Genomic DNA, 12,346 nt, shown 5'->3' on the forward strand with positions numbered 1-12,346 from the left:
CAGACTTGCATGCTATTGCGTGGCGTAAAACCATGTCAAGGAGCACTTAGTTGAACGGAGCAGGATCGGGGCTGGACCAGGGCAGGACCAGGGCAGGACCAGGGCAGGACCAGGGCAGGTCCGACGGAGGGCCTGGCAGGCGGGCTTCACAGCCGCAGCCGGACCTGGTACTCGGCCAGCCAGGAGTCCAGTTGGAGCACCATCTCCATGCTCGCCCGCTCCACCCAGGCGAAGGCACCGCTGGGCGCGCCGTTCCCGCCGAGCGCCGCGGCGGTGGCCTCCGCGTCCAGCAGCGGGGCCACCGGCGAACCCCGGTCGGCGGCCACAGCGGCGAAGCGGGCCCGCACGAACTCCCCGTACGCCGCCTCCTGGGTCGTCGGATAGGCGCTCTTGCGCCGCTGGAGCACCGGCTCCGGGAGCAGATCGGCGACGGCCGCCCGCAGCAGGCTCTTCTCCTGCCCGTTCTCCCGCTTCAGCGCCGCCGGCACGTTGTAGACGTACTCCACCAGCGCCCGGTCGCAGAACGGCGGCCGCAGCTGCACACCGTGCGCCATGCTCATCCGGTCCGCGCGGTCCAGATGCGTCGGCGCCCAGCGGGTGAGTGCGAGATACGTGACCTCCCGCGCCCTGCGTTCCTCGGCGCTCTCGCCGTCGGTGTGCGGCACTTCGGCCAGCGCGTCCCGGTAGTGCTGGTCGGCGTACTCCATGAAGTCCAGCTCCTTGCGGAGCCCGAGGTCGACCAGCGAACAGCCCAGTCCGCCCGCGGCGGCGTCGTGGCCCCGTTCGAAGGAGACCCAGGGGAAGGTCGTGGAGTTGCTGTGCCGGGGCTCGTACGCCCAGAAGTAGCCGTTGAAGACCTCGTCGGCGGTCTCCCCGGAGAGGACCGCGGTGATGCCCGCGCTGCGCAGCGCCTCGAAGAAGAGCAGCAGGGAGACGTCCATGTCGCCGAGCGGGGACGGGGCGTCCTGGCTCCGGAGCGCCGCCGTGTGCACTGCGGGGTCGGTCAGGACGGCGGTGTCGAGCAGGATCTCGGTGTGGTCGGTGCCGATGTGCCGCGCCGCCAGTTCCGCGAACGGGGCGTCGGGGGTGGCGCGCATCGTCGGGTGCGGCTCGAAGTTCTCCGCGTAGCCGGCGAAGTTGACCGAGAAGCTGCGCAGCGGGCCGGGGCCCGGCTGCCTCGCCGACAGCGCCGCCAGCGCGGTCAGTGCGCTGGAGTCGATACCGCCGGAGAGCATCGCGCCCACCGGCACGTCCGCCCGCAGATGCGAGGCGACCGCGTCGGACAGCAGCCGGCGCACCGTGGAGACGGTCGTCTCCGGACTGTCGGTGTGCGGGCGGGCGGGCAGCGACCAGTAGCGCCGGTGGCCGGTGCCCGGGCGGCGCACGACCAGGGCGTGACCCGGCAGCACCTCGCAGACACCGCGGAAGACACCGGTGCCGGGCTTGCGGCTGTGCGCGAACAGCTCGCGCAGCCCTTCGGCGTCGACCACCGGCTCCACCGCCGGATGCGCGAGCAGCGCCTTGGGTTCGGAGCCGAACAGCAGCCCCGACGGGGTGCGGTAGTAGCACAGCGGCTTGACGCCGAGTCGGTCGCGGGCGAGCAGCAGCTCCTGGCGGCGCTCGTCCCACACGGCGAGCGCGAACATGCCCTCGAGCCGGGTCACGAAGTCCCCGCCCCACTCCAGATAGGCGTGCAGCGCCACCTCGCCGTCGCCGTGCCCGGTGAACCGGTGGCCCTTGGCGGCCAGTTCGCGCCGCAGCTCGACATGGTTGGTGACCGCGCCGTCGAGGGTCAGCACGGCCACCGGGCCGCTGTCCGTGGCGTGGACGACGGGCTGGGCCCCGTGATCCACGTCGAGGAGCGCGAGCCTGCGGTGGGCCAGCGCGGCGTGCCCCTGGATCCAGTCGCCCTCCCCGTCGGGGCCGCGATGGGCCAGGGCGGCCGCCATCGCGCGCACGGTGGCGGCCTCCGGGGTCAGGTCCCGGTCGAAGTCCACCCAGCCGGCGATTCCGCTCATCGTGGAGTCCTCTCGTTCGCAGTGTCGGTGGCACCGTCGGTGCCTGCGGTACGGGGCGCGAGCTCGACCAGGGACAGTCCGCAGCGCTTCACGGCGTCGTCGAACTCCCTCAGTCCCGGGGCGAGTCCGGGCACGGGTGCGCCGGTGACGGCGATCCCCAGGCGGCGCTGCGCTGCCTCGCCGTAGCGCTCGTACAGCTCCAGGTAGCCGCGTGCCGTGCGCGCGCGGTCGGTCACCAGCGTGAAGCGGACCCGTGTCCGCTCCCCGCGCCAGGTCAGCTCGCCGTCGGCGCCGCCCGCGAAGTTGTGTCTCCAGGCGCTGCCGGTCGCCACGACCAGCCCGCCGCCGAGCCGGTGCACGCCCGCCGGCACGGTGTACGGGCGGCCGCTGCGCCGGCCGGTGAAATGGAGCAGCGCGAGACGCTCGCCGACCGGCCCCGGGGCGGGGCCGGAGAGCAGTTCACGCATCCGGGCGTCGGCCTGTGCGCGGTCCTCGCCGTCCGGCAGGGAGCGCTCGACGACGGGCCGGCTCACGACAGCACCACCGCCGCCGCGGACAGCGTGCAGCCGGCCATCGCGCAGCAGGTGCGGACCAGATGCCAGTCGCGCCACTGGATGCGCGGGTCCTGCCAGCCGGGCCCGAGGTCCTCCGGCGCGGTGCGCTTGACCCGGTTGTTGATCGGTACGTTCCTGGTCTGCGACACCACGGCGACCCCGGCCATGCACAGCGCCGCCGCCGCGAACAGGACGCGGACAGTGCCGGTCCCCCGGATCGCGAAGGCCACGTCGATCACCGTGGAGCCGGTGACGATGAACGGCATGATCCGGTCGTAGTGCCGGCCGAGCAGCTTGTGCGTGGACACATACCGGTCCGGGGGCATCGCGATCAGCGCGGGCATCACACTCACCGCGACCGCGAACAGCACCCCGGCCACCAGGCCGGTGCCCAACAGCACCAGCACACTCAGCGCCTCCACCACGGTTTCCCGCCTCCCGTCGTCCGTTGCGTTTCGCGGCCCGACGATGTCAGCGGCGACTCGCACACCGCTCGAGGACACCTGGGAGTGCTGTTGCCCGAGGGCCCGGCGCTCGGCCCGGGCCCCAGTCGCCTTCGAGCGGCCTGGTGTTGCCTTCGCCGGTACGGTCCCCACTCACCCGGAGGAGCCTTCGATGGCGGACGAGACGACCGACGTACTGATCGTGGGCGGCAGCATGGTGGGCCTCGCCGCGGCCCTGTTCCTCGCACAGCAGGGCGTGCGCCCGCTGCTGGTGGAGCGGCACTCCGAGATCTCCGCGCACCCCCGCGCCCAGGCCGCGAGCCCGCGCACCATGGAGCTGATGCGCGCGCTCGGGCTCGAAGCAGCGGTGCGCGCGCAGGAGAACCCGTATGCGCAGTACGGCGACATCCTTCAGGCCGAGTCGCTGGCGGGCGCCGAAATCGGCCGGTTCGCCGGCCCGTTCCGGCACGATCCGGACGAGGTCGCCGCCACCGGCTGGACGCTGATCGGACAGGACCGGTTCGAGCCGGTGCTGCGGGCGCGCGCCGAGGAGCTGGGCGCGGACCTCCGCTTCGCCACCGAGCTGGTGCGCTTCACGCAGGACGCCGACGGCGTCGACGCCGTGCTGCGCGACACCGGCAGCGGAACGGAGCGACGGGTGCGCGCCCGGTACCTGGTGGCCGCCGACGGGTTCCGGGCCCCCGTGCGTGAGAGCCTCGGCATCGGCCACCACGGACAGGGCGTCTTCGGGCGGCAGATGAACGTGGTCTTCCACGCGGACCTCGACCCGTATGTGGCCGACCGCAGGTTCTTCCTGTGCTTCGTCAGCAACCCGCGGGTCAAGGGCGTCCTCGGCAAGCTCGGCGGCGCCGGCTCCGACCGCTGGGTCCTCGCACCCAGCCTGCCGCCCGAGGACAGCCACCGCGAGTACGGCACCGAGGCGTGCGTCGAGCTGGTGCGCGCCGCCGTCGGGGTGCCGGACCTGCCGGTGGCGGTCGAGTCCTCGACGAGCTGGGAGATCGCCGCCTGGGTCGCCGACCGGTTCCGCTCCGGCCGGGTGCTGCTGGCCGGAGACTGCGCCCATGTGATGCCGCCCACCGGCGGGTTCGGCGGAAACATGGGCGTGCAGGACGCACACAACCTGGCGTGGAAGCTCGCCCTCGTGCTGCGCGGCCAGGCCGGTCCCGGCCTCCTGGACAGCTACGAGCAGGAGCGGGCTCCGGTCGCGGAGTTCACCGTCGAACAGGGCGTGATCCGCTACCTCCAGCGCAGCGGCCTGGACGAGGAGGCGGCCGGGCGCCACCGTCCCGAGACCACCGTCCTCTTCGGCCACGTCTACCGCTCGGACGTGGTGCTGGGCGAGGACGCCCCCGACGACGGTTCGCCGGTGGAGGACCCGACGCTCCCCTCGGGCCGCCCCGGCACCAGGGCCCCGCACCTGACCCTGCACCGGGGCGGCCGTGCCCAGCCCCTGCACGATCTCCTGGACGGCGGCTTCTGGCTGCTGGCGGGCCCCGGTGGTGCGGACTGGGAGCCGGCCGCGGCACGCGTGCGCGCCGCGGCCGGCGTCGGACTCGCCTTCCACCGCGTGGGCGGGGCCGAGCCGCCCGAGGTGGCGGAGCGGTTCCTCAAGACGTACGGCGTCGGCGTCTCGGGTGCGGTGCTGATCCGTCCCGACGGGTTCATCGCCTGGCGCGCCCAGGATCCGCCGGCGTCACCCGCGGACGAACTGTCGGCGGTCCTCGCCAGGCTGCTCCACCGCTGAGCCCGTACACACCGGTCGGCGCGCCCTCCCCTGGACGATCCGGGGAGGGCGCGCCGACCGGTACGTGCGGAAGACCGCTCAGTCGCGGGCCAGCACGTGGCGCAGCGCGAGCGCGACCTCGTTCCGCTCCTCTCCGGGGCGGCCGGTCGTGGAGCGCCAGCAGACGAACCCGTCGGGGCGCACCAGCACGGCACCGCCGGCCGCAAGCCCGTACCGCTGCCTGAACCGGCCGTCCTCGTCGGCCAGTCCTGCGCCCGGGCCGATGGCGTGCACGGTCAGCGTCAGGCCGAGTTCACGGGCGGCCCGGGCCGCGGTCTCGGCCCACCGTCCCCCGGCGGAGTCGGCGAGCAGCACGAATCCGTCCCCGAACAGATCGAGCGTGGACAGCGGGCCGCGCTCGCCCTTCAGGGGCACGTGCGGGGCGCGTGCGCCGGGCCGGCCGCTGGGGTGCTCCGGGTCCTCGATCAGTGCGTCCGGTGCACCGCTCTCGGCGACGACGGCACCGGCCGGGTAGCAGTAACCGAAGGTCATGGTGGTCTCGTCCAGGAGCTCGTCCGCGACGTCCCGGAACTGCTTGCCCTCGCGCACCGCGAAACGCAGCATCGCCTGCTTCACGGTCTCCTCGGCAACGGGCCGCCGCTCCGCCCCGTACGACTCCAGCAGCCCCGGCCCCGCCTTTCCCTCCAGCACCAGGGCGAGCTTCCAGGCGAGGTTGTACGCGTCCTGGATGCCGGTGCTGGCGCCGAAGGCGCCGGTGGGCGGCATGACGTGCGCGGCGTCGCCGGCGAAGAAGACCCGCCGGGTGGCGAACGCGTCCGCGACGCGCGCCGAGATGTCCCAGGCCGGCATCGCCACCGACTCGATCTTGAGCGGCAGGCCGGGGATGCCGACGGCCGCCCTGACCAGCTCGACGCACCGCTCCTCGGTGAAGTCGGCGGCGCTCTCGCCGCGTTCGGGGAAGAAGGAGACGTTGATGACCCAGCGGCGGTCGTTGTCGATCGGGATGATCGTGCCCCGGACCTCGGGGTTGTTGACGTAGGCGGCGATGATCTTCCGGCCGCGCAGCGCCGGTTCGAGGTCGGCCTCGAAGAAGAAGCTCACGAGATCGGTGATGGTGCCGCGGCCGTGGGCGCCGATGGACAGCATCTCGCGCACCGGGCTGCGGCTGCCGTCCGCCGCGATGACATAGGCGGCGCGCAGTTCGGTGCTCTTCCCGCTGCCGAGGTCGGTGGTGCGCAGCAGCACACCGCCGGTGTCCTCCTCGACCGCGTCGACGCGCGTGTGGAAGCGGACGTCGGCCCCCGCCTCGACCGCGCGTTCGCGCAGGATCGGCTCCAGCTGGTTCTGGTCGATCAGCGTCCACTGCGTGGGGCTGATCCGCCCGATGTCCTCCGGGGAGGCGTTGGGCATGCGTACGCGCTCCTCGCCCGCCAGTGTCTCCACGTGCACCAGGTCGGTGTTGCCGGAGATGGGCGAGCGGCCCGCCCGTACCCGCTCCTCCATGCCCACCGCGCGGTAGAGCTCCATGGTGCGCGGGTTGATGGCGCGGGCCTTGGGGTGCGTGGAGGTGTCCGGGTGGCGCTCCAGCAGCGTCGCGTGCACTCCGTGCGCGGCGAGGAACACGGCGGCCGACAGTCCGGTCAGCCCTCCGCCCACGATGGCGACCTGCGTCTTCTCCTGCTTCATGGTCCCTCTCCTCACTTGTGCGCCGTCACGAGCGTGTGGGTGCCGAGCAGCGGCTCCGCCGCACCGTCCGTGAAGCCCGCCTCGCGCAGCCAGGCACGGCAGTCCGCCACCCGGTACTCGGAGCCGTCGGGGCTGACCAGCCGCATGTGCAGGCTGCTGAGCAGCCGCTCCGGGTCGCTGCGGTCGTCGTCGATCATGCGGTCGTAGACGAGCACCGCGCCGCCGGGGCGGACCGCGTCGAAGACCCGCCGCAGCAGGGTGCGCCGCCGGTCGGTGTCGAAGCCGTGCAGGATGTGGCCGAGGACGATGACGTCGGCCGCGGGAACGGCGTCGGTGAAGAAGTCCCCTCCGGCGAAGGCGATCCGGTCGCCGAGACCGAGCCGGCCGACGTGCTCGGTGAACAGCGGCCGGGTGCGCTCCAGGTCGAAGCAGGTCGCCTGGAGGTGGGGGTGCGCCTGGACCAGTACGGCGGCGAGGTTGCCGCGGGCGCCACCCAGGTCGGTGAACGAGCCGTAGCGCGTCCAGTCGACGCGGTGGGCCAGTTCGGCGCCCATCCGGTCGCTGTAGGCGTCGAGCCCGGCGAGGAACCGCTTCATCCTGCCGGGGTCCTTGTGCCGGTCGCCGACGAACCCGCCCTTGTCGGGGTCGAGGTGCTGGGGTTCGCCGCTGCGCAGCGCCTCGGTGAGCCGGCCCCAGGTGTCGTACAGCGTCTCGTTGGTGAGCTCGACGAATCCGCCCAGGTAGGAGGAGGCGTCGGGCACCAGATAGGTCCCTGCGAGCACGGAGTTGCGGTAGCGGCCGTCCGTGCGCTCCAGAAGGCCGAGGCCGACGAGGGCGTCGAGGAAGTCCGCGGCCATCCGGTGGTGCAGCCCGGTGCGCGCCGCCGTGCGCGCGGCGTCGGCGGGGCCGTCGGCGAGCGCCCCGAAGACACCGAGCGCCACCGCGCTGTGCAGCACCTTCGCGGCGCAGTCCGCGATGGTCAGCTTGATCAGCGGACCGGGGTCGACCGCCGCGGCCTTCGTCGGGTCTTCGGTCGTGGTCACACGGGCCTCCAGGGCAGTCTCGGCGTCTGCTTGCGGTGCAGCCCCGACGATGGCCGGGGGGTGTCGAGCCGGGCTCGAAGAGCTCTGGAGCACACGTGGGGCCCGCGCCTGAGCGCGTGCGACGGCGCGAGGGCCGCTTCCCCCCGCACGGGGAAGCGGCCCTCCTGGTGATGGTTCGTGGTGCGTACGAGCGCTCAGTGCCGGTCGGCGGGCGCCTCCTTGCGCGCGTCCGCGGGCGCCTCCGTATGTGCGTCGGCGGGCGCCTCCTGGGCGCCCTCGGCGCCGCCGTGGTCCCAGGTGCGCAACGGCATGTTCTTCATCAGCAGGGCGATGCCCAGGCCGACGGCGAGCACCGGCACGGCGCCGAGGAAGACGGGGCTGAGCGCGGCGGCGTACGCGTTCTCGACCGCCTCCCGCACGGGGGCCGCGAGCTTGTCGAGGACCTCGTGCGAGGACAGTGCGTCGCGGTCGACGCCGCCGAGCGCGCCGGCGGGTACCCGCTCGGCCAGTTCCTCCGTGAGCCGGTTGTAGAAGATCGCGGCGAACACCGAGATGCCCAGGGTGCTGCCGAGCTGGCGGGTGAAGGCGACCGTCGCGTGGACCGCGCCGATGTCGTCACGCGGTGCGGTGTTCTGCGCGGCCATGGTCAGGACCTGCATGTTGAGGCCCGCGGCGATGCCGAACAGCAGCATGTACGCGATGACGACGCCCTGCGGGGTGCCGGTGTCCATGGTGGAGAAGAGCAGTGCGCCGGCGATCCCGGTGGCCATGCTGAGCACGGGGTACCACTTGTACCTGCCGGTCTGCGTGATGATCCTGCCGCTGACCACGGAGGCCGCGACGAGCCCGAACATCATCGGCAGCAGCACCACACCGGACATGGTGGGACTGGCGCCGGTGACGACCTGGATGTACAGCGCGAGGAAGTTGACGGCGCCGAGGAAGACGATGCCCGCGGCGAAGCTGACCAGCACGCTGACGCTGAAGGTGGAGTCACGGAACAGGTGCAGCGGGATGACCGGTTCGGCGGCGCGCCGCTCGGCGGCCACGAACAGGACGCCCATCACCAGGGCGACGGCACCGAGTCCGAGGATCTGCGGCGAGGTCCAGTCGTACTTCACCCCGCCCCAGCTCGCGAGGAGCGTGAGGGCGACGACCGCGGCGCTGAGGGTGCCGAAGCCTGCGTAGTCGATGTGTGCGCGCCTGGACTTGGGCGGCAGATGCAGACAGCTCGCGACCAGGGCGAAGACGATGACGCCGAGGGGCAGGTTGATCAGGAACACCCAGTGCCAGCTGAGCAGATCGGTGAGCACACCGCCGATCGCGGGTCCGGCGAGGGCGGCCCCGGCGAAGACCATGCCGAACATGTTGAAGTACTTGGCGCCTTCGCGGGGGCTGAACAGCTCGCCGATGATGGCGAGTACGGAGACGAACAGCCCGCCTGCCCCGATGCCCTGGAGGGTGCGGAAGAGGATGAGCTGCTCCATCGACTGTGCGAGCCCCGACACGGCGGAGCCGACGAGGAACAGGGCGATCGCGGCGAGGAAGACCTTCTTGCGTCCGAAGAGGTCGCCGAGCTTGCCGTAGACCGGGGTGGTGACGCTGCTGGCGATGATGTACGCGGTGGTCACCCAGGCGAACAGGTCGAGGTCGCCGAGGTCGCCGACGATGCGGGGCAGTGCGGTGGCGACGATCTGGGCGTCGAGCATCGCGAGGAAGATCGCCAGCATGCATGCGGCGATGACGGTCTTGATTCTGGGGTCCGGGGCCGGACTCGCGCCGGACTGCTGGGTGTTGGACCCGGTGGTCGGGGCTGACACGGAAGTGACCTTTCGGTAGTGGATCAGGGTGCCGCGTGCGGCTGCTGCCGCTGCGAGTGGTGTGCCGTCCCCGTCCCACCGGCCGCGGTCTGCGGGCGGCGTCATGAGCTGTCCGAAAAGGGGATCTTCACTTCGCTGTGCGTGCGGTGGTGCTGTACGTGCGGTGGTGCTGTACGTGCGGTGGTGCTTTTGCGTGCGGTGGTGGGTGGCCGGCCGCGAACGGGGGATGTCGCGGCCGGCCACGACTGCGGGGAGGGGCCGTCAGGGAACGAGGACGACCTTGCCGAGCTGGGCCCGGGCCTCCATCAGTTCATGCGCCTTGACGGCGTCCTCGAGAGGAAGCCGCTCGTGCACGACCGGCCGGACCTTGCCGGTGCCGATCATGTCGAGCAGGTCCCGCTGTCCCGCGGCGATGGCCTCGGGCTTGTTGTAGAGCATCGCGTAGAGCGCGAAGCCGGCCACGGTCTTCATGCGGCTGAGCATCAGCGGGTGGATGGGCTGGATGTCGCCGCTCGCCGAACCGTAGAAGACCAGGCGGCCGAACTGGGCCGTCAGGGCGACGCTCTTGGTGAGGATGTCGCCGCCGACGGTCTCCAGGACGACGTCGGCGCCGCGGCCTTCGGTGGCGGCCTTGACCTGGTCGTCCCAGTCCTCGTCGGTGTAGTTGACGGTCACATCGGCGCCCAGGTCGCGGACGAAGTCCAGCTTGGCCTGGGTGCTTGCGGTGGCGATGACCTTGCCCGCGCCCATCGCCTTGGCGATCTGGACGGCGAGGTGGCCGACGCCGCCGGACGCGGCGTCGATCAGGACGGTCTCACCGGGCGCCAGCTGACCGGACTCCTTGAGCGCGTGGTAGGCGGTCTGTGCGGGGCTGGGCAGCAGGGTCGCCTCGGCGGCGTCCATGCTGTCCGGGATCGGGATGGCCCACGCCGCGTCGGCGATCACGTGGTCGGCGTAGGCGCTGTGGTCGACGTCGACGACGATGCGGTCACCGACGCGGAGGCCGGTGACGCCCTCGCCGAGCGCTTCGACGGTGCCGGCGACATCGCCGCCGGGTGCGCCGGGGAGTGACGCGTGGCCGCCGATGGGGATGCCCTGGCGGCGCTGGACCTCGGCGAAGGTGACGCCGATGGCCTCGGAGCGGATCAGCACTTCGCCCGGACCGGGCTGCGGCTTCTCCGCCTCTTCGACACGCAGCACTGAGGGGGCTCCGTGCTCGTAGTGGCGGACGATTCGCATGGTGTTTCTCCCAACTAGGAGGTGCTTTCGAGCCGCGAGGGATGTGCGCGGCTCCGCCCAGGGATCCGGGTTACAAGTTACATGCCCTCATGCACGTGTTTGCGAGTCTACACATTAATGCGACTTGTGCAAGGTCTTGCCGCGGTCCGCCGACCGCCGACCGCCGACCGCCGACCGCCGACCGCCGACCGCCGACCGCCGACCGACCGTCAGACGGTGCCGAACCATGTGGCGAGGGCGGTGCCCAGCCCCTCGCGCAGCTCGGTCCCGGACGCGTCCCGGTCGGCCGCCCACGCGACGTAGCCGTCAGGTCGGACCAGCAGCCCCGCCAGCCCGGGCTCCTGGTCGCACTCGGCCCGGACGTGCTGGAGGCGTCCGGCCCAGCCGACGCCCGCGGCCCACTCGTCGTACACCGCGGCGGTCTCCGGCCGGGCGGCCAGATCGAGCAGCAGGCCGGTCCCCCGCTTCAGGTACTCGGGAAGGAGGGACTTGCCCTCGTCCGTGCGGAGTTCGAGGTCGCGGGCGAAGTCGCCGAGCAGCCGGTGCTCCGGGCCGGGGAGCGCGTAGCGGACGGTGACTCCGCTGAGCATCTCGGCGAGGTACAGGTTCACCTGGTCCTTGCGCATGAGGTCGGTGAACAGCTCGCGCAGCGGGGTGACATACGGATCCGGGTTCATCAGCGCGATCTGGGCCCTGGTGTTGGCGAGCACCTTGCGGGCGGGCGCCTGGCGCTCCTCGTCGTAGCTGTCGAGCAGCCCCTCGGGGGCCCAGCCGTGCACGGTGGCGGCGAGCTTCCAGCCCAGGTTGAACGCGTCCTGGAGACCGAGGTTGACGCCCTGGCCGCCGACGGGGAAGTGGGTGTGGGCGGCGTCGCCCGCGATCAGGATCCGGCCCTCGCGGTAGCGGTCGGCCTGACAGGCGGAGTCGGTGAAGACGGAGAGCCAGCGCGGCGAGTGCGCGCCGAGGTCGCCGCCCCAGATCTCACGCAGGCTGGCGGTGAGCTCCTCCAGGGTGAGCTCCTCGCCCGGCTCCCGGTCGGCATCGAAGTCGAAGGTGGAGACGCGGTGGTAGGTGTCGTCGAGCGGCACACAGAACAGCAGTCCGCGCTCGGTGCGCTCCATGCCCATCGGAGCGTTCTCCCGGTCGGCGAGGATCACGTCGCCCAGGCGGGCGGTCACCCGGCCGCCGGTGCCGGGAAAACCGATGCCGGCCGCCCTGCGGACGAGGCTGCGGCCGCCGTCGCAGCCCACGATGTACTTGGCGCGCAGCGTGTAGTCGCCGTCGGGGCCGGTCACATCGGCCTCGACGCCGTCGGCGTCCTGCCGCACCGCGGTGACCTCGTGGCCGCGCCGGATCTCGGTGCCGACGTCGACGGCGCGCTCCTCCAGCAGCCGCTCGGTCCTGGTCTGCTCGGAGAGCAGGGCGTACGCGTGCGTGCTGTCCAGCGCGGAGAAGTCGACCCACTCGTCGAGCCCCGCGAAGTGGCCGTTGCTCCAGGAGCGGGCGCCCTCGCGGAACCGCTTGAGCATCCCGCGCCGGTCCAGCGACTCCAGCGAGCGGGCGTGCAGCCCGAACGCCTTGGAGTGCGGGGTGCGCTCGGGGAGCCGCTCCAGCACGACCGCGCCGACACGGGCTATCCGCAGCTCCCTGGCGAGCAGCATGCCGACGGGTCCGCCGCCGACGACGATCACTTCGAGGTCGAGTTCGTACTCCGCGCTCTCGTTCTCGTCGTGGCCGGTCCTGTCTCCGGACATGGTGAGCCCTTTCGCTCGAAGGAG

General features: G+C 72.3%; 9 protein-coding genes. 1 reads left to right on the top strand and 8 read right to left on the bottom strand.

Going from position 1 to position 12,346, the window contains the following annotated elements; translation table 11 throughout:
- Positions 1–146 precede the first annotated feature (146 nt).
- From asnB to KK483_RS14285, 3 genes are read right to left on the bottom strand one after another with little or no spacing between them, the layout of a single operon-like run.
- On the bottom strand, positions 147–2,018 hold the full coding sequence (gene asnB, locus KK483_RS14275; protein WP_262005604.1) for an asparagine synthase (glutamine-hydrolyzing): 1,872 nt from the start codon (positions 2,016–2,018) through the stop codon (positions 147–149).
- Entirely contained in the window at positions 2,015–2,551 is a 537-nt protein-coding gene (locus KK483_RS14280; RefSeq protein ID WP_262005605.1) for a hypothetical protein, read from the bottom strand. Before KK483_RS14280 ends, asnB begins: the two co-directional genes overlap by 4 nt.
- Positions 2,548–2,997, bottom strand: a complete 450-nt coding sequence (locus KK483_RS14285; RefSeq protein WP_262005606.1) for a DUF1772 domain-containing protein — start codon at positions 2,995–2,997, stop codon at positions 2,548–2,550. The genes KK483_RS14280 and KK483_RS14285 overlap by 4 nt, the downstream gene beginning before the upstream one ends.
- A 190-nt stretch (positions 2,998–3,187) precedes the next feature.
- Here KK483_RS14285 and KK483_RS14290 point away from each other — a divergent pair, with 190 nt between their 5' ends.
- Positions 3,188–4,780, top strand: a complete 1,593-nt coding sequence (locus KK483_RS14290; protein ID WP_262005607.1) for an FAD-dependent monooxygenase — start codon at positions 3,188–3,190, stop codon at positions 4,778–4,780.
- Between the two features lie 78 nt (positions 4,781–4,858).
- Here KK483_RS14290 and KK483_RS14295 read toward each other — a convergent pair whose 3' ends face one another.
- The 5 genes from KK483_RS14295 to KK483_RS14315 form a co-directional block, all read right to left on the bottom strand.
- Positions 4,859–6,466 (bottom strand): FAD-dependent oxidoreductase, encoded by a 1,608-nt coding sequence (locus tag KK483_RS14295; protein WP_262005609.1) that lies wholly within the window; start codon positions 6,464–6,466, stop codon positions 4,859–4,861.
- Positions 6,467–6,477: 11 nt separating this feature from the next.
- Positions 6,478–7,509: an acetylserotonin O-methyltransferase gene (locus tag KK483_RS14300; RefSeq protein WP_262005610.1), complete on the bottom strand. Its 1,032-nt coding sequence runs from the start codon at positions 7,507–7,509 to the stop codon at positions 6,478–6,480.
- A 194-nt stretch (positions 7,510–7,703) separates the two neighbouring features.
- Positions 7,704–9,329 (bottom strand): MDR family MFS transporter, encoded by a 1,626-nt coding sequence (locus KK483_RS14305; RefSeq protein ID WP_262005611.1) that lies wholly within the window; start codon positions 9,327–9,329, stop codon positions 7,704–7,706.
- 261 nt (positions 9,330–9,590) lie between these two features.
- Entirely contained in the window at positions 9,591–10,568 is a 978-nt protein-coding gene (locus tag KK483_RS14310; RefSeq protein WP_262005612.1) for an NADPH:quinone oxidoreductase family protein, read from the bottom strand.
- Positions 10,569–10,777: 209 nt separating this feature from the next.
- On the bottom strand, positions 10,778–12,322 hold the full coding sequence (locus KK483_RS14315) for an FAD-dependent monooxygenase (RefSeq protein WP_262005613.1): 1,545 nt from the start codon (positions 12,320–12,322) through the stop codon (positions 10,778–10,780).
- Positions 12,323–12,346 lie beyond the last annotated feature (24 nt).

The organism is Streptomyces sp. FIT100 (genome assembly GCF_024584805.1).
Classification (GTDB): domain Bacteria; phylum Actinomycetota; class Actinomycetes; order Streptomycetales; family Streptomycetaceae; genus Streptomyces.